Annotated in this window: 16 protein-coding genes; 8 read left to right on the top strand and 8 right to left on the bottom strand. The window is 48.1% G+C overall.

Annotated features, from left to right (window positions below; genetic code table 11):
• Positions 1–86 precede the first annotated feature (86 nt).
• The 5 genes from GJR95_RS14630 to GJR95_RS14610 form a co-directional block, all read right to left on the bottom strand.
• Entirely contained in the window at positions 87–1,979 is a 1,893-nt protein-coding gene (locus GJR95_RS14630) for a CocE/NonD family hydrolase (RefSeq protein ID WP_162386570.1), read from the bottom strand.
• A 114-nt stretch (positions 1,980–2,093) separates the two neighbouring features.
• A complete protein-coding gene (locus GJR95_RS14625) occupies positions 2,094–2,672 on the bottom strand; it encodes a Uma2 family endonuclease (protein WP_162386569.1) in 579 nt (192 codons plus the stop codon).
• 136 nt (positions 2,673–2,808) lie between these two features.
• A complete protein-coding gene (locus tag GJR95_RS14620; protein WP_162386568.1) occupies positions 2,809–3,732 on the bottom strand; it encodes an aspartate carbamoyltransferase catalytic subunit in 924 nt (307 codons plus the stop codon).
• 75 nt (positions 3,733–3,807) lie between these two features.
• Positions 3,808–5,226, bottom strand: coding sequence for an arylsulfatase (locus GJR95_RS14615; protein WP_162386567.1), 1,419 nt, complete (start codon positions 5,224–5,226; stop codon positions 3,808–3,810).
• A gap of 33 nt (positions 5,227–5,259) precedes the next feature.
• Positions 5,260–6,189 (bottom strand): M20/M25/M40 family metallo-hydrolase, encoded by a 930-nt coding sequence (locus GJR95_RS14610; protein ID WP_162386566.1) that lies wholly within the window; start codon positions 6,187–6,189, stop codon positions 5,260–5,262.
• Positions 6,190–6,541: 352 nt separating this feature from the next.
• Between GJR95_RS14610 and GJR95_RS14605 the strand changes: the two genes are divergently transcribed.
• From GJR95_RS14605 to GJR95_RS14570, 8 genes are all read left to right on the top strand, one after another.
• Positions 6,542–6,883, top strand: coding sequence for a PadR family transcriptional regulator (locus GJR95_RS14605; RefSeq protein ID WP_162386565.1), 342 nt, complete (start codon positions 6,542–6,544; stop codon positions 6,881–6,883).
• An 18-nt stretch (positions 6,884–6,901) separates the two neighbouring features.
• The gene (locus GJR95_RS14600; protein WP_162386564.1) at positions 6,902–9,652 is read left to right on the top strand and encodes an ABC transporter permease; all 2,751 of its coding nucleotides are present in this window, start codon (positions 6,902–6,904) and stop codon (positions 9,650–9,652) included.
• Between the two features lie 587 nt (positions 9,653–10,239).
• The gene (locus GJR95_RS14595; RefSeq protein ID WP_162386563.1) at positions 10,240–11,025 is read left to right on the top strand and encodes a LamG domain-containing protein; all 786 of its coding nucleotides are present in this window, start codon (positions 10,240–10,242) and stop codon (positions 11,023–11,025) included.
• Positions 11,022–11,801 carry a hypothetical protein gene (locus GJR95_RS14590; protein ID WP_162386562.1) on the top strand — a complete coding sequence of 260 codons (780 nt, stop codon included), beginning with the start codon at positions 11,022–11,024 and terminating at the stop codon, positions 11,799–11,801. The genes GJR95_RS14595 and GJR95_RS14590 overlap by 4 nt, the downstream gene beginning before the upstream one ends.
• An 11-nt stretch (positions 11,802–11,812) precedes the next feature.
• The gene (locus tag GJR95_RS14585) at positions 11,813–12,928 is read left to right on the top strand and encodes a caspase family protein (RefSeq protein WP_162386561.1); all 1,116 of its coding nucleotides are present in this window, start codon (positions 11,813–11,815) and stop codon (positions 12,926–12,928) included.
• Between the two features lie 3 nt (positions 12,929–12,931).
• Positions 12,932–14,122 (top strand): caspase family protein, encoded by a 1,191-nt coding sequence (locus GJR95_RS14580; protein ID WP_162386560.1) that lies wholly within the window; start codon positions 12,932–12,934, stop codon positions 14,120–14,122.
• 64 nt (positions 14,123–14,186) lie between these two features.
• Positions 14,187–14,816: a hypothetical protein gene (locus tag GJR95_RS14575; protein WP_162386559.1), complete on the top strand. Its 630-nt coding sequence runs from the start codon at positions 14,187–14,189 to the stop codon at positions 14,814–14,816.
• Positions 14,817–14,862: 46 nt separating this feature from the next.
• Positions 14,863–16,359 (top strand): DUF4384 domain-containing protein, encoded by a 1,497-nt coding sequence (locus GJR95_RS14570; RefSeq protein ID WP_162386558.1) that lies wholly within the window; start codon positions 14,863–14,865, stop codon positions 16,357–16,359.
• Positions 16,360–16,372: 13 nt separating this feature from the next.
• Here GJR95_RS14570 and GJR95_RS14565 read toward each other — a convergent pair whose 3' ends face one another.
• From GJR95_RS14565 to GJR95_RS14555, 3 genes are read right to left on the bottom strand one after another with little or no spacing between them, the layout of a single operon-like run.
• Positions 16,373–17,206 (bottom strand): C1 family peptidase, encoded by an 834-nt coding sequence (locus GJR95_RS14565; protein WP_162386557.1) that lies wholly within the window; start codon positions 17,204–17,206, stop codon positions 16,373–16,375.
• Complete coding sequence (locus tag GJR95_RS14560; RefSeq protein WP_162386556.1) at positions 17,203–18,021, bottom strand: anti-sigma factor; 819 nt, start codon at positions 18,019–18,021, stop codon at positions 17,203–17,205. Before GJR95_RS14560 ends, GJR95_RS14565 begins: the two co-directional genes overlap by 4 nt.
• 2 nt (positions 18,022–18,023) lie before the next feature.
• Positions 18,024–18,707, bottom strand: coding sequence for an RNA polymerase sigma factor (locus GJR95_RS14555; RefSeq protein WP_162386555.1), 684 nt, complete (start codon positions 18,705–18,707; stop codon positions 18,024–18,026).
• Between the last annotated feature and the right edge of the window lie 100 nt (positions 18,708–18,807).

The raw sequence follows: 18,807 nt of genomic DNA, 5'->3' as shown, positions 1-18,807 counted from the left end.
TTCGCGAATTTGTTCGCTCGGTTGCTGGGACAACGGATTTGGTAGATTGGTAAATTCAGTAGCTTCCTGGCAGGAAGCTACTCGGTTCACTTTTTTACAATCGGCAGGCGTATCTGCGATGGATACTGGACTGAATGAAACACCTGATTGTGTGCAACTACGCCTTTCGATTCGCTGTAATTATCACCACCCGTGTTCATGTTGCGATCAAAGCGCGGAAAATTGCTACTCGATAGCTCAATCCGAATCCGATGGCCCGGTGCAAAATAATTACTTGTAGCCATCGGGCTTAACGTAAGCTTATACACTTTACCCTTCTCCATCCATACCTCTTTGTCGAACCCCTCCCGATACCGGGCGCGTAGGATTGTTTCGTCCAGATTATAGGCTTTCCCATCCGGATAAACGTCGATCAGCTTAATCGTAAAATCCGTGTCTTTGGCATCCGACGAAACGTAGAGCGTTGGTTCAATCGAACCCGTCAGTTCGACTCCATCGGCAAAAGGCTCGGTTGTGTAGACCAGAATATCCTGCCGTGTTTCCATCTGATGCTGGTCAAATGAGCCGCCCTGAATGGCAGTGCCCGTGCAGCAAACGTTACCGCCATACGAAGGGACAGGATAGGCCGGATCATAGGCGAAAGCATCCGGTTTTTCGTCTTTTCCCAATGGTTTGGTTGTGAGCTTACCGTCGCCATAGAGGCTATTGGCGTGACCACCTCCCGACAGGAAGTAGGTCGTCATTTCCGTACTGGAGGGAGGCCATGTATCTGAGGTCTGCCATTTGTTAGAACCCATCGTGTAGTATTTGACGCGGGGTGTATTTTTCAGGATGTCATTGTTTTCACCCTTCAGCCAATGATCAAACCAGCCGTAGATGAGCGCATCATAATCCAGTCGTGCATCGCCCACACTACGTTCACCAACAACGGTGTTTTCGGTGGCGCGTTTGTAAGCACAATGCAGCGTAGGAGCAATGACCAGATACTGATTGTCGCGAACCTGCGGATCAGTCGCATTTTTGCGGACGTGATTGAACAAGGCCAGATTCGGCCCGTTCGAGACATCATACCACGAGACAAACCAGAAACTCGGCACGCCAAAAGGCATATTGTCGTGGTAAAGACCGCCCTTATACCAATCCGGATCGTTCGGTTTGCGAACGATCATCTTTTCGTAAATGCCCTTCTGGCCATTCACATTCCTGATTATATCCTGAACCGGTAAGTGTTTCAGCCCCTGCGCCCAATCGACTTTAGGCATTTCGGGAGCCAGGTCATAAAACCGGGATACGCGCGTTAAGTCGTCGCTCGTGGCCGTTTTGGGGAAGTTCGGACGGGCAAATGCATCTGTTTGGCTACCATATAACCAGGTTGTAAAAAGCATCTGCTGCGCCCCGCCCCTGTACCAGTTGCCCTGCTCCATAAACGGGCCGACACGCCCCACTCCGGCCCCAAAACCCATTGGCACCATCGCTGCGTGAGCCGGGTGGTCTAAAGCGGCCACGGCCATCTGCCATTCGGCCGTGGAGGAGCAGCCCAAAGTGCCAATTTTACCATTCGACCACGGCTGTTTTGACATCCACGAAAACGCATCATAGCCATCCGTCGTGGGTGGCCCGAGAATGTCCCAGTCGCCTTCCGAAAAGAATTTACCCCGTTCATTTTGAACGACATAAGCATAACCCCGTTTTACGGCATCGAGCGCTGCCTGATAAGAATTCTGCCGGAGCTCACCATCGCCCCAGGCATTGATATTATAAGGGGTTTTGGAGAAGATAATTGGTACGGGCTTATCGGTTTTAGGTCGATAGATATCAGTTGCCAGCCGAACGCCATCGCGCATCGGAATCATCATTTTTTGCTCGATGATGGCAATTTCCTGGAGTTTTTTAAGGATATCTTCCTGTGCGTTGGCGTAGTGCGTGATGCACAGGGCAAGAAAAAGCACTGTTCGAATGAACGTAGAGGGGTATTTCATTGACGAAGTAGTATGATTAACAGGCGAGGGAGTGAAATAACGTATTTAAGCCCATAAAACAAAAGCAGCATAGCCCAGAACTACGCTGCTTTTGTTTTATGGGCAGTACATTGGTTATAGATCAATCTGGATGCTCAAATCGGGCAGAATGTCTTCACCAGATAAACCGACGAACGTTCCCTGTTTAATCTCGATGGAGCCGTTTTCGCGATAAATAAAAACCTGCTTCTCCTTCCGATCAATGAGCCAGCCTAGTCCGCAACTATTGTCGCGGTATTCTTCCATTTTCTCTTTCAAATCCTTTAAATCATCACTCTTTGAGCGAATTTCAACCACAAAATCCGGGCAAAGTGGGGCGAAACCCTGTCGATCAGATTCGGGAATTGCCTCCCAACGGTCAAGACTGACCCAGGCTACGTCTGGTGATCGAACAGCAGAATTCGCTAATTTAAATCCAGTTGACGAATCGAATGTGTAACCTAGTTTGTTACGGCGATTCCAATTCCAAATTTCGCCTGATAAATCGGCGTTATAACGTCCTGTTTCTGTTCTGGCGAGGGGTATAAAAATGATATTTCCATGGGCATCCCTTTCCAGTCGAGTCGTTTCGTTCACCTGACATAAGGCGAAGAAAAAATCGTCATCAAATTTCTGGTACCGGGGCGGGTGCAACGTTCGGAGTTCCAGTTCCATTGGCAGTACGCTATTTTATCAACTTAGGCCTTTCGTTCAGAGCCGTGCCACGGTTATCACAAGTAGGATCAGTAACCGTGGCACGGCTCTGAACGAAAGGCCTACAACTATAACAAAAAAAGCTGTCAGTAAGGTCTTACAACTGCGCCAGCAAATAGAGCACCGCCATCCGAACCGCAACTCCATTTTCGACCTGATCCAGAATGATCGAATGCGACGAATCGGCGGCATCGGAGGTTAGTTCGACACCCCGGTTGATAGGGCCAGGGTGCATGAGCACAATGGATCGGTCCAACTCATCGAGCATTTGCTTTGAGATACCGAAATAGAGCGAGTACTCACGCAGCGATGGGAAGTATTTGATCTGTTGCCGCTCCAGTTGAATCCGGAGCACATTGGCAACATCGCACCAGGCGAGAGCCTTCCGAACATCGTGGCCGACTTTTACGCCCAGCGCTTCAATGTATTTGGGGATAAGTGTTTTAGGGCCGCAGACCATTACCTCGGCCCCTTGCTTTTGCAGACAGAAAATATTGGAAAGCGCCACACGGGAGTGCGTTATGTCGCCGATGATGGCAATGCGCTTACCCGCAACATCGCCGAGTTTCTCGCGGATAGAGAAGGAGTCGAGCAGGGCTTGTGTGGGGTGTTCGTGCGTACCGTCGCCCGCGTTGACGACGTTGGCTTTGATATGCTTCGTGAGGTAGTGCGGAGCGCCGGGGCTACTGTGCCGCATCACGACCATATCGACCTTCATCGCCAGAATGTTGTTGACCGTATCCAGCAGTGTTTCGCCTTTTTTTACTGAACTGCCCGAAGCCGAAAAATTGACAACATCGGCCGATAATCGTTTCTCGGCCAGTTCAAACGAAAGCCGGGTACGGGTCGAATTTTCAAAAAAAACGTTGGCAATCGTCACGTCACGCAGCGACGGCACTTTTTTAATTGGGCGATTAATCACTTCTTTAAACTGCCTGGCCGTTTCCAGAATGAGCTGAATGTCAGATTCGGTCAGGTCTTTAATACCCACCAGATGGCGGACGCTGAGAGATTGGGCCATGGAAGCAGTAGAACTATAAATTGGGCAAAGATAGTGCTCCTCGCTGCCGAATGGACAAAAGTAAACCTAGTTTTTTCACTCCTTGCCAAATGGGAAAATAGCCGACTCTACGTGTGAGGCATTCATCAGTTGGGCAAGTTGCTTCGCTTTGTCGGGAAATTGGGCTGCCAGATTACGGGTTTCGGCCGGATCTTTTGTCAGATCATACAGTTCAACAGGGCCGTTCGGGTCTTTAGCCACCTGCAGCCGAACCGCTTTCCAGTTACCCTGACGAACTGCCTGTTTGCCACCGCCCTCGTGAAATTCCCAATAGAGGTAATCATGCTTTTTCTGCGTGCCTTTACCCGTTAGTGAAGGCACGAACGAGAGGCCGTCAATTCGGGCGGGCGCCTTGGCTCCGGCTAGTTCGGCAAAGGTGGGCATCAAATCCCAGAAAGCGCCAATGTAATCGCTTTTAGTGCCGGGCTTAATGACGCCCGGCCAACGGGCCACAAACGGTTCGCGGATTCCTCCTTCGTATAAGTCGCGTTTTACGCCCCGGAAGCCACCGCTGCTCGTAAAAAACGTTGGATCGCCACCGCCTTCTATGTGGGGACCATTGTCGCTGGAGAAGATAACGAGGGTATTCTGATCCAGACCACTGGCTTTCAGTTTAGCCATGAGCTGACCAACATACAAATCGAGCCGGGTTACCATGGCCGCAAAGGCCGCATGTGGATAGGCTTGTGAAGTGTAGCCGCCGTCTTTGGCATTTGGCCCATAATCAGCTCCCTTGAACGGTTTTTCGGCAAACTTGCCTTTATATTGAGCAAAAATGCTGTCGTCGGGAACGGCCAACTCGGCATGAGGCAAAATGTAAGGGAGGAAAAGGAAAAACGGTTTCGATTTGTCCTGAGCGTCCAGAAAGTTGAGCGCCTGTTTCTGAATCAGGTCGGGTGCATACTCGTTCGTTTGGCGCAAATTCTGGTTCGATTCCAGTACGATCTTCCGGGCGTTATCCCAAAGGTGATTCGGGTAAGCCCGATGTGCCAGCGACTGGCAGTTGTAGCCGTAGAATCGATTGAATCCCTGCTTATTGGGATCACCTTCTGAACCAACCGGGCCTAAACCCCACTTGCCGAAAGCCGCTGTCGTGTAGCCAGCCTGTTGCAGAATTTCAGCCACTGTAACCACCGAATCGGCAATTGGCTCCTGGCCTTCCGGGTCTACGCCCTTGTTGCCGCGTATATACGTATGGCCCGTATGTTGACCCGTCATAAGCGACGAACGCGAAGGCGCACAGACCGATGTGCCCGCATAGAACTGCGTGAACTGCATTCCTTCTTTCGCCAGTCGGTCTATATGTGGCGTTTTGATGAGCTTCTGCCCATTGATGCCCACATCGCCATAGCCCAGATCATCGGCCAGAATAAAGATAATGTTAGGTCGGTTCTGCCCTTTTGACGACAGACAAAATACCATAAAGGCAAGAACGTAGAAGAACGATTTTAGCATATTTTTTACCAGGTTAAGCGATTTCGGGAAGCGTTACTTCACCGCCGTGAACGTTAGTTTGGGTTGTTGCATAGCCTTTTCGAGAATCCTGATTTCCAGCTTTAGAATGGCTTCTTCGGCTTTGGCATCAATTTTATCCGGATCGTCGGTTGGTTTGTGGTAATCGGGGTGGCCACCGGTATGAAAGAATAGAACCGGAATCTGTTTCGCATAGAAAGCCGCATTATCCGATCCACCGTTGCCGGGACGATCGGTAAAAAATTTAATCATACTGTCAACACCGTTGAACACGGTTGGCCATGCATCACTGGTGCCATAACCACCAATGCCCACACCCCGCTCCGGGTTATATCGGCCGATCATATCCATGCAAACCATAAAGTTCATTTTTTCTAAAGGCAGCGTTGGGTTGTTCAGAAAATAGCGAGAGCCCTGTAAGCCCAATTCTTCGGCACCAAAGGCCATAAACAGGAAATTGTACGGTTCTTTTACCCCGTTTTTAGAAAAATACTGAGCTAATTCCAGCAATCCGGCTACGCCCGATGCATTATCATCGGCCCCGTTGTGAATCTTTCCCTCGGGCTGTGCTTCCAGAGAACTTCCCTGCCGACCGATGCCCAGGTGATCGTAATGAGCGCCGATCACAATAGTATAAGGCGCTCCATTATCCAGAAAGCCAATCACATTCGTTGCTTGCCGGAGACTATCAGGAACAACGACACGCCTGATTTTCGCCGTAAAGGGTTGATTGTAGCCATCGGTTCCCAAAGGAGTTAATCCATATTTTTTGAAGTATCTGGCGATGTAGCTGGCCGCTTTTGCGTTTTCTGGGCTACCTGTTCCACGTCCTTTCATCTTGTCGGATGCCAGTTTTTCAATGTGCCGGGTAACTCGTTCGGCAGATGGTGTCTGACCAAATAGGTGATTCGTTAGAAGGAGCGACAGGAAAAGAAAGCGTATCATAAAAAGCGTAATCGTACTTGGCCGGCCAAGATAGGCTGACGAACGCATATGCACAAGCGTACGGAAAAGAAAGCACCAGCCTGTGAACCTGTTATAATCATATGGTGCGCTATGGATCATGCTTGGCCAGATCTGTAGCTTATCGCCACATGACAGGTTTAGTTCCTGTCAGGCAAGTTGTGATCGCCAGGATTTTATTTTTTCTTACTGTCCACTCATGGACAGAGATGCGTCCGTTTCTGGACAGTGTACGCGTTGGTTAGTTGGTTTAGCGTATGCTAAAGGCACTTTTTGACTCTGGCATCAGATTTGATTTAAAATATTGTATCTAATTGATCAGCCTGACACGCGTATGAAAAAGACCATACTTGGAGAACTGGAAGAACTGGTGCTATTAGTGGTAGCTGCCAGCACCGAGGAGGTCTATGGGGTGCCGGTTATGGAGCAGCTTCAGGAGCAGACGGGCCGAAGCTTTACGGTTAGCGCCGTGCACACGACCCTGTATCGACTCGAAGAAAAAGGCTTTTTGTCATCCTCTATAGGCGGGGCAACGGCTGAGCGAGGAGGGCGAAGCAAGCGTTTGTTTGCGCTAACGGCTGAAGGGGGGAGAGTCTTGCTGGAAATTCAACAGATGCGCACCCGGCTTTGGGAGGCCATTCCTACTGGAAAGCTTCAGCTATTAGGGGTCTTATAAGCAAATTTTTCGCTACCGATGAAGAATAAACCCAACCAGCACCACTTGCCAGGAACTGATTCAGGTGGTTTGCCGCAACCGCCCCGCTGGGCTGACGGGCTTCTCAAGTGGTTTGTGGCCCCGCACCTGCTGGAGTACGTGCAGGGAGATTTGCACGAGGTGTTTTACAAGCGTCTCAAACAGGTGAGCCCAGCCCAGGCTCGACGTGAGTATGTCTGGGCTGTTTTACACTGCCTGACTCCATTCTTTTATAAATCCCTCCGGCGCACAGGTGTATCAACGGTCTCGCTCCCAAATGCCGGATCACGATATGCCAGCCGTCGCTATGACTACCCAAAACCAATACTAACTGACATGTTACGCAGCTATTTTAAAATCGCTTTTCGCCACCTGGCCAAGAATCGGGTGTATTCCGTTATCAACGTTGGGGGTCTGGCTACGGGTATGGCCGTGACTATGCTCATTGGGCTCTGGATTTACGATGAAGTTTCGTTTGATAGGTATCATAAAAATTATGATACAATCGCCCAGGTGAGGAGAGTGTATACAGACCCGAATATCCAGAAAACGGACGGAACGGAGGCCTTGCAATTTCCCATGAGGGCCGCGCTGAAAAGTAATTACCATCAGTATTTTAAGCACATTTTGATGGCCTGGTGGATTGGCGATTATACGCTTTCGACTGAGGACAAAAAAATGCCCAAAAAGGGCGAATTTATTGACGCAGGCGCTTTGGAAATGCTTTCGCTGAAAATGCTTAAAGGAAGCTACGCATCGCTAGATGAACTTCATTCGATCGTGCTGTCGAAATCAGCATCGGAAGCGATTTTTGGCGAAGAAGACCCGATCAATAAACAGCTGAAAATTGATAACCGTATTGATGTGATCGTAACGGGCGTCTATGAAGATATGCCCCGAAATACCCGATTTGGGGAAGTGCAGTTTTTTTCGCCCTGGGATTTATGGGTTGCTTCAAATGATTGGATAAAAAAGAATGAAAATGAATGGGGCAACAGCTCATACGGTATTTATGTGCAGTTGAATCCCAATGTGTCGATTGAAACAGCCAATGCCAGCATAAAGGATTTTTATCAGAAAAGTACACCAAAAGAAGTGGCCGAACGATCCGCAAAATACGACTACGAAGTTTTTCTGTATCCGATGAAAGACTGGCATTTGTATTCGGAATTTAAAAATGGCAGACCTGCCGGTGGGCACATCACATTTGTCTGGCTTTTTGGTATTGTTGGCCTTTTTGTATTGCTGTTGGCTTGTATCAATTTCATGAATTTGAGTACGGCAAGGAGTGAAAAACGGGCCAAAGAAGTTGGGGTTCGGAAAGCCATTGGTTCATTGGAAAATCAACTCATTCAGCAGTTTTTGAGCGAATCCTTCCTGGTGGTTATTTTGTCGTTTGTTCTGTCGATTTTACTGATTTTAGTGTCCATTTCCTGGTTTAATCAAGTGGCAGACAAAGACTTATCCCTGCCATTTTTAAACCCGTTTTTCTGGCTGATCAGTATCGCTTTTATTACCATTACGGCCTTTATGGCCGGGGCTTATCCTGCCTTTTATTTGTCCGCTTTCCAGCCAGTGAAAGTCCTGAAAGGCACGATTCGGTTGGGCCGCTTTGCGGCTTTGCCTCGAAAAATTCTGGTGGTCGTTCAATTTGTTGTTTCGGTGGTTTTGATTATCAGCACCATAGTCGTTTACAAACAGATTCAATATGCGCAGGACCGGCCCGTTGGCTATAATCGGGAAGGACTGATTACGATTCCGAAGAATGACCCTAATTATTTGGGTAAGCTGGATGTGTTGCGAAGTGAGTTGCTGAAAACAGGCGTGGTGGCAGGCATGGAACTTTCGTCGAGCCCGCTGACGGCCATCTGGAACAATATGGGTGGTTTCACCTGGAAAGGGAAAGACCCTGAATTAGCCGACGATTTTTCCATAACCGATGTTTCGTATGGATTCGGTCAGGTGGTGAATTGGCAGTTGATTGCTGGCCGGGATTTTTCCAAAGCATTTGTCACGGACAGTACTAAAATGATCATCAATGAATCTGCCGCTAAATACCTTGGTTTTAAAAACCCTATCGGAGAGTTTGTGAAATTTTATGACGGCAAAACAACCCGGCAAATTATTGGCGTAATCAAGGATATGGTCAGAATCTCGCCCTATGAGCCGGAGAAGCGTGCCTTTTTCTTTTTAGATGCAACCTATGATGCCGCCAGTCAAATAGATATAAAAATCAAACCGACTGTCAGTGCTAATGAAGCGCTGCCAAAAATCGAAGCAGTTTTCAAGAAAATAGTCCCTTCGGCGGCCTTCGATTACAAATTTGTTGATAAAGAATACGCTAAAAAATTCAGTAATGAAGAACGGATCAGCAAGCTGGCTTCGTTTTTTGCAACGCTGGCAATTTTTATCAGTTGCCTTGGCCTGTTTGGGCTGGCTTCGTTCGTCGCCGAACAACGCACCAAAGAAATTGGTGTTCGCAAAGTGCTGGGCGCTTCGGTTCTGGATCTATGGGGCTTGCTTTCCAAAGACTTCTTGTTTCTGGTTGTCATTGCGCTGGCGATTGCTACCCCTACAGCCTGGTTCTTACTAAACGGGTGGCTACAGAATTATCATTATCGAACTGAAATCTCCTGGTGGATTTTTGCGGTGTCGGGGGCAGGCGCACTGTTGATTACGCTGTTGACAGTCAGTTTTCAAAGCATTAAAGCCGCTTTGGTGAATCCGATCAAAAGCCTGCGTTCAGAATAAATCAGCAAAAAGGCGATCACTGAAAAGCGCCGTGTCATTACGGTGCTTTTTTTATCACCCAACTTGTGCCGATAAGCCAGCTCTGTAGACAAGAAAGCTGTCTTATCGCTAATAAGAATAGATTTGATTTTGACAATCAGCTAATTGCATACAACGGTTCCTCCCCGAAAACTGTCTACCTGAATAAACCCATTGGCGATTGATGCCTGCCTGACTTATACGCAAGAAACTGAGTATTTTTCCAATTTCGTTGCTTCGATTACTCAATAGGTTCTAGCTGGCGAATTGCGATGCAGCGCCACAATTATCACAGAAAAGAGATTCGATTTTCGATGAGCGCGCTGATTAGCTAAACGTTTACCCCTAAATCTCCAAACAGGCCATAACCATCTGATTTACTGTTGTTAATAGGAGGAAGTGGGCTAATTACGTGAAGAGTCTGAGAAGAACAGTTTTGTTGAAATTTTTATCATGTATGTAGTAAAACGGTAGTAAAGAATAAAATTAGCTTTTGCAAAGATTAAATAGTTATTTTTTACTACATTTCTCTTGCTTTTCTAAGGCAGTATACTAAGCCCATGTTTGTTATGAGAAAACGATTGGCAAGCACAAGGCAATTAAAATTATATATCCTGTTGCTGGGTATCAGCCTTGTTTCTGGTTGTGAAAACTGGGATTTGCCACCCTTACAGGACAGTGTGACGAATGGATTGATTGCCTATTATGCTTTCAGCGGGAATACACTCGATGGAAGTGGGAATAACCTGCGGGGAAATACTATTAATGGAGCTTCGTTTGGCCCTGACAAAAACGCGATGCCAAACTCAGCGTTGCTTCTGGATGGGGTCGATGATTATTTCGAAATACCTGATGATGGTAAACTTCGACCGGCAACTATGTCTATAAGCGTCTGGATCAAGCCGGTACAGGTACTTTCCAGTAGCCATATTTATGAGAAATCGAATTTTAAAGATGACCTGAACCACCAGTATAGTGCTAAAATTAAACCACACATAACGGGGGATATAAGCGGTGGTTACGATTTTCAGGCAGATGTGCATCGCGATAATCTTTGCGACAAATTTGAATCTACGATCCAACTAACGGCCTATGAACCAGCGTTTAAGGTGAATCAGTGGTATCATTTGGTTATCCAGTACGACGGGCAGACAGTAAAAATTTACCTGAATGGCGTAGCAAGAGGCCAATCCGAATCGCAGACGAAACCAATTGATAACTGCCCTGGCGGTTCATTGCGGTTTGGGAGTGCCTGGATGGGTGATATTAACGCCTTTAATGGGTTGATGGACGAGGTGCGAATCTATAATCGAGGTCTTACGGAAACGGAAATTAACGCTTTATACCAGAGATGATAAAACCCGTTTATTGCTCCATTGGGCTCGTCTATTTACTGATAGCATGTCTGGCTCATAGGCATGTCTATGGACAGTCTTTGGGTAATAAGGCCGCTTCGGTTTCCGACATTCGGGTCACGTTAGATAGCGAACGTGTAAAAGTGGTCTATGATGTCGCGGGAATTACCAGCCATGATTCGGTTTACCTACAGGTCGAAAGCCGTACCCGAGGGTTATTAAATGCATCGACCGTTACCGGCGACGTAGGGAAAGCCGTACTGCCCGGTAAGAATAAGGTGATTTATTGGGATTACCGGCTGGATGGTCTGACCATCGATGACGCGATTCGGGCAACCGTGCTCGTAAAGCAACCGCCCAAACTGGCCCAACAGAAAGCGATTGGTGGTGGGCCTGCCAATGCGCTTATCTCGGTTTTAGCGCCTGGCGTGGGTACTATTTTCGTTCAGCCTAACCGAAAAATCGGACTTCGGCCTTTAATCACGGGAGCCTATGCCGGGCTGTTAGTGTATGGTTTTTCGCAGAATAGCCGCTCAAAAAAACAGTATGATCTGTATGCCAGTCAATTGAACGAATCGGATTATACGGAAGCGAATCGACTGCACCATAACTATCTGGTGGCTACCCGTCTGGCCCTGGCGCTGCTGATAACGGATGTAGCATACACTTTTTTGAAAGGAAGAAAGAACGTCAGGCAAAAGCAGGGTACAGGCCAGCGGGTTGTTTTTAACTACATCGGCAACTCGCCAACGATTGGGGTTCAGGTTCATTTCTAATCAATGCGGTCATGAAAATCAGTTTACTTTTTCTCTTGCTGCTTCTGTTCGTTTCAGACCCACTGGCCGCTCAGCAGTCCGTAACGATTTCAGCCCGCAGCGATTGGGTTTCTATGCAGAAAGGGCCATCGACTGCACCGACTATAGCCTGGAAAACTCCACAGCCAAAACAGACAACCGAGCATACTTTAGTCTATACTGCCACGGTTTTTATTCAATCTGCCGACGCTGTAACCCAGTTGCAGTTTGTTCATAACGGAAACGAATTGACTGGGCAACAGCGCGGATTTAAGCGATTTAGTGGCAGTCAGGAGGTGTCGGATGTCATTCCGTTGGTTGTTGGGTCAAACGAAATCTACGTTAAAGCTACCAATGCCATTGGAACGACCATCTCCGAACGGCGTATCATCCTTTGTCAGCCCGAAATAACCTCAAAAAGTGTTCAGGGGCAAAAACGGCTGGCACTGATTGTTGCCAACGGAAATTATACGAAATACCCGCTTAAAAATCCGCCGAACGACGGCCGGGCTGTCAGGCAGCAGCTGGAAAAGCTTGGCTTTACTGTCGTCTATAAAGAAAATCTGCCCTTGCGTGATCTGAAACAAACTTTCGATTCATTTGTGACTAATCTCGGCTCCAATAACGTAGGGCTTTTTTATTATGCCGGACATGGGCTTATGGTCGGCGGAGAGAATTATGTGCAGCCGGTAGATGCCGATCCCAAAGCAGAGCCTGACGTTGAATTTGAATGCTATCCCTTACGTCAGATTATAAGCCGTATGGCCTATGCTAACCCTAAAGGTGCGAATATGATTTTTTGGGATGCCTGCCGAAATAACCCGTATCGATCCTGGCGAAGAGGAGCCGGTGAATTGACGTTTGCTCCCGTTCAGCCCGCTGTGGGTACGATGATCGTTTTTGCCACCGAACCCGGAAAACAAGCTTACGATGGCGATCAGGAAAACGGCCTTTTTACGAGCGAACTGGTAAAACATATTGGCCAGCCGAATGTCGATATTTTTGAACTGGTCGACCGGATCGATCAGGGCCTTGAGAATCGTGGTTTTAAGCAGCCTCCTTACCTCGAAGGTCGGTTGAGAGGCAAGTTCATGTTCAAAGCCGATTAAGCCATGCCAGCCGTCTTCGCTCTCCGGCAACAAAAACGAATGGCCGTTTTCGTCATTGGGTTTAGCCTGTTGGCTTTTTATTGTCAGGCTCAAACGGTTCATGCCATTCTGGTGGCCGATACCAAAGATCCATTGCTGTATAAAGCCTGCAAACGGGATGTCGAGATCATGCATCGGCAATTTATTCAGTTGGCTGCCGCTATTAATTACCAATTGAGTGAACAGGTGATCTGGGATGATGAGTTTAGCCGCAAACGATTCGACGATGTATTACGTGATCTATCCCCAAATCCGAACGATATTCTCTTTTTGTATTACACTGGACACGGCTATAACGCGAGTCAGCGTACGGGCCGTTTTCCGGTTTTGCTGCTTGAAAAAGATGAGCAGGCAAGCGAGCAAAATCCTGGTCTGATGGCTGTCCATCAGGCACTTAAAGCTAAGCATGCACGACTGTGTATTACAATGGGCGATTGCTGCAATAATCTGGTCAATAACATGCGCGGCATGGTGAAAAAAACAATTTCGCCGAAGGCGTTGACGCTCACCGACGAGTTGCTGAATGAAGCCTACCGAACGCTTTTTCTAAACATGAAAGGCGACGCGCTCATTGCCAGTAGCCAACCTCCGCAACAGGCGTGTGCTCATCCCGATTCCGGGAGTTTTTATACCCGCTCGTTCGATGAAGCGCTGGAACTGGCCAGTCGTTACAATAAAAACATCAGCTGGTTAACATTGCTTCGGGATGCTCAGACCCGACTGACGCGGCATCAGGCAACGCGTGCTAAACAATCTATTTATGAAGTAAATGTAGTTGGTATTACACCAACAGCTACTGCATTGGCCACAACTCCGGGCCCTGATTTGAGCAAGTCCGATAGTTCCGTAACAACCAGTACAAATCTTAGCTTCGATCAGATGAACCGTCACCTGAACGAGTTGACGGATAAAACACTGTCTTCTCAGCAGCGATTGGCCGCTATGAATCGCCTGACGGGTTTCTTTTCGAAAAACGCCCGCATCGATATTTACGTGAATTCGACATTGGGCGACGTGCAGCCGATCGAAACGTTTGTTCGGCGATTATACCTGAATGCCGATCATATTCAGCAAATTAACCTCATTGAGCGACTCTCGGAAGTTGCGGCCGACGGGCAACACTACAAACGGGCAGCGATTCAGGAAGTGTGGTAATGAGAATATCGATGATTTTTTTATAGTCAGTAAAGCAGTCAGGGGTAGTTTAACATAATTGATTATGAATAGGTTAGTGGTTTGTTGCTTGGCATTGGCACTCAGCGTTTTTCTGCCTGATCATGCATCGGGGCAGGAGTGCCCATTGCCGCTCGATGACCATCAGGTTGTGGTAGAAACTCAGCTAAGTGATAAACAACTGCGTGACTTCCGACAATTGACCGGGCAGAAAGTGTCCGAATTTCAACGCTACTTAACTGTAGTCGCCGATCCCGACCAGCAGGACAACATCCGTGAGCTGGCTATTGAAAATGCCCTGATGCTTTTTTTGCCCGATGCCACCATGCAGGTTGGTTCAAACAAAATAACCAGGGAGTATCCATTGGCAATTTATTTACGCAGACTAAAGAATCTGGATAAAAAGTATTTCGATATAGCCATTACCTTCTATGACCTTGCCTTACTGGGCGACTGGGCAGAAACGGATCGGGGATATCTCACAACGGCTACTTACTTTCAGCGGTTTCAGGCCTTTAACCGTAAAGGTCAGCCTGTCTATAAAGCCAAAACCGCCAAACAAATGGACGTAGACCTGCGCAATCGGAAAGATCCTTTCTATGAAGAACATCGCTGGACGGTTCTGCTGGGTAATGTTCGATTAGCTGAAACAGCACCCAGAAAGGCGATGCCCTGAAGCCACTCGTTGTGTAATCGCAATTCTGTATCAACTAATCAACTGTATGAAGCCAGTGCTTTCTGCAATAACTGCACTCCTTATGCTGGCTGGATTTCCGGTCAGGGCGCAGTCGTATACGCAAAGCGAACGGGTAATGATCGCTGAAAATGCCCGCCGACTGGTAAAGGACAAGTACCTGGCGAATCTGGAAATTCTGACACATTATGAAGCAAACCAGCCTTTTGAGGCTCTGCAAAATCACATCAGAGGATTGGTGAGAGACGCCTTCCGAAGCCGGGAAGTATTGGTCTATAATGAGTTTAGAAATCCGGCAAATGCCTATACGACTATTGAGGAGTATGTAAAAGACTGTCGCATTTTTGCCGGTGGAAAGCCGGTTGTCAATACGATGGATTTCGGTAAGGCCCGCTACGATATCCAGCAAACAAAAGATGGGCAGCCGTTTATCAATTTGTACCTCAGCAAACAACTACAAGGTACTGATAAACAAGGGCGCCCATTCCAGTTTCAATATTTGGCCGAGGTTCGGGTTATGTTCGTGTTTGACCGCCAGTTGTCTATTTATCGTGATTTTCGAATAGCCGGAATTAGTAAAACGGACAAATGGCCGGCAACGGCTTTTACGGCCACTGCCGCCGATACCGAACAGGCTGCAAGCGAACAGAAGGATCTGCTGACTGTGCTGGCTTCACTGGCAAATCACCTTAAAGAGAACCTTCCGGCCAACGCTCAGCAAATCACACTGGAGATGTTTACCTACAAAGGCTGCGGAGTGAACAACGCTTTGTCGGATCGGATTTTTGCAACGTTCGGTAGTCTCCTTCAGAAGATTCCGTCAATTGAGGTGCTTTCACCCGCGCAACATACTGAACGATCGCTACTTGTGCGCGGGTCTTACCAGGAGGACCTGAACAATCTGCTGATTGTGGCAGAGCTTTACAACCCTCATACCAATCAGGTCCTGAAACAGTTGACCAATACCGACCTGCCGCTGGCCTGGCTTGGCCAGCAGAATCTGAAACTAAAGCCAGACAATTATCAACAGATTGTGGCCATACGGGATACCATTCAGCAGAAAATCTCGTCTGAACGAACAACACTGAGCGTAGCGATTCGGACCGATAGGGGCCGGACAAATGTGGAGTATTGGGAAGGAAGTCAATTACTTGTGGAAGCAAAGGCGAATCGGCCATGTCATTTACGATTGGTGTATTTACTGGCAGACGGCACAAAAACACTGCTCGAAAACGATTTCGAAATTAAGCCTGGGCAGGAGAATCAATATGTTCGCATTTCGCCCGATGTTCCATTTGTCTGTTCGGCGCCGTTCGGTATGGAGTACCTGCTTGTTTACGCTGCCGAAGATGCATTCTGTTCGCTGCCAACGAAACCCAATTCGGAGTTATATGTCAGAACCGACAATGGATACACCATTTTTGTCGGTTCAATGCTGAACATGATCGAGGCCGTTACCTGTACGAAAAACCGCAAAGAAGTAGCCGAAGATCGAATCCAGATAACGACGCGCGGCCTTCGTTGAAGTTGAGTGATGGCTAACTAATTTTAAACCCATAGCGTGTAAAACGGGCCATGTCATGGTAACTGATCCAGCAGAAACCGCCATCGGCCCATGCTTTTCCGAAACTGTTTATAACCCGGAAAGCCCCGCCATGCCGTTTGTCGTCATAGCCGATTATGCACAGTGCATGCCCTTTGAGTCGCTTATCCTTTGGATCGTCGCCAGAAGCAGGTTCCCATACTTTCCCCGCAAAGAAAAAGGAAGCTGGAACAACCATACCAACCACCACCGGACTACCCGCAGCCAGTGCTTTTTTTAGATTGTAAATTTTTTGAGGCTCATCATCCTGTACATTGAAAAGCCGTTCGTATTCACGGATTCGATAGCGAGAGGCAACCGCATCGACGGGCACAGTTTGTTGACCGCAGGCTGGATAAGGAAAATGCCTGAACGGTACGACTCCGACCTCTTTCAGGATACTAAAAACTTTAGAAAGATAGACACCTTCCGTACAGGCATAATCACGGTCAGATTTGGCTTTTTCGTACAGGTAACCCGGCGAAAAGGCCAGCTTGTTAATATCAGCCGGGACGGTTATCTTCCTCGATTTCGCTTCCAGAATCGTACGCAGGTAATAACCACACGCAAATCCGGTGCAGGTACTATAGGCTCCCTGTGCCTGTACTGCTGGGCAAAATGACTCAAATGAAACCCGGCTGGGCAGTTTCTCCTTCGTTACAATTTCCTGATAGGGGACTTGCTCATACCCAGCATCATCCAGCAACAAACCTGGCGTAATATCGGTTTGCGCTGATGCCGAAAAAGCCAGCGATGCAATAAGAATACCGATGAGCCAGCCGATTTTCATGGCCGATGGGGTATGGAAGACCTTAATTGGTTAAGCAATCGCCTGGCTTCCTGCTGGTACGGATGACCGTTCAGCTGGCTAATTTTTTGCAAAAGCACCTGGGCCTCAGTCCGCTGATCATTCTTCAGATAAGCCAGCGCCAGATACCATTGCGCACTGGCACTCCAATGGCCAGGACTGCTGGCCGAGAGGTCGGTAAGTTCGTCAATTACAGGCTGAGATTCAGTTCGTTGCAACCTTTCGACGAGAGCGTGCAACCGTACTGAATCCGCGCCCGCCTGACCATTGTCTGGGGAGGCCGATACCCGATCCGGATCATCCGAAAGGGGCGGTGCCGATCTGATCTCAGCCGAAAAGAAATCATTGAAAATCCGCTCATTCTGCGCCAGTTCATCCTGTTTTTGAGTCTGGTTCCGATAAAGCACCCAACCGATGCCAAGCACAAGGACGACTGAAGCGGCCATAGCCCAGCTTGCCCAGCCGTAGCGAAATGACCGGCGGGGAATATCCAGATTCCTGGAAAATGGGGTCGACTTTGTATCAGGAATCGGCGAATCTGTTCGGTTTGGTTGACTGGTCACTGATGGTATTTCGCTCAGCAGGCCACGCTTATCAAGGTCAGCGTGCACTTGTTTAAACCGATCTTTCTGCGCCAGAAACGATAGTCCCTGTTTCAGTTCCCGCTGAATGGCCACTTCCTGCTGAAGCAATGAATCGATTGCCAGCCGATCGTCAAACCGGTCCTTTTCCTCGGCCGATAGCTTCCCTGACAGGTAAGCGCCGATTTGTTCAAGAAGCTCATCAGATAACTCCATGACTACTCTAGTTTATACTGAATGTATAAGGCCTTCAGTCGCTGAGCGCACCGAAATCGTTTTACTTTGGCAGAATTTTCCTGCAAACCAATCTGGGCCCCGCACTCACTCAGTGATTTTTCATCGACATAAAAACAATGGAGCATTGTCCGACAATCGTCACTTACTTCGGAGAACGCCCGCCCAACAGCTTCCCAATCGACCTCATTATCTTCCCAGATCGCATCGCGATCGGATGATCCGGCTTCGTTTTCACCATCCTGATCCGTATCACTCTGAATTAACAAGCTGAAAGTAGATCGGGAACTTTCAGAATCATCCGGCAAATCGCTTTCTTCAGTAGCCGTGTCCTGCTTAATATCGACCTTCTGAATGTGATTTTTTCTCAGGAAACTAACCCATCGATTTCGGCAAACGGTAAATACATAAGCAGCTACCGGCCTTCCCTGAAAGACATATTTCCTACTTTTCAATTTAAGCGCAAACTCCGCCATTCCCTCCTGTAGAATGTCCAGCGCGTCGTCCGTAGAAATGGCGCTTCGCTGGCGGGCGTAGGGCACGAAACTACGGAAGGCGCTCACATACAAGCACTCCCAGGCCTGTTTATAGTCGGCCAGTAACGCCTGATAAAACTCCAGGCTACCCTGTTCAATGTTTCGACAAGGGTTATCAGTATCCGTGGTCATACTGCCCGGCTTTACAATGACTACCGGCAGGGCATAGGTAATGATTTGAACGCCAAAAAGCAATGAACCAGCTAAGTATTAGGCTGGTACGCCTTCCATG

This window comes from Spirosoma endbachense, assembly GCF_010233585.1.
Taxonomy (GTDB): domain Bacteria; phylum Bacteroidota; class Bacteroidia; order Cytophagales; family Spirosomataceae; genus Spirosoma; species Spirosoma endbachense.
The sequence above is the reverse complement of the archived record's forward strand: the minus strand, read 5'-3'. Positions and strand labels throughout refer to the sequence as shown.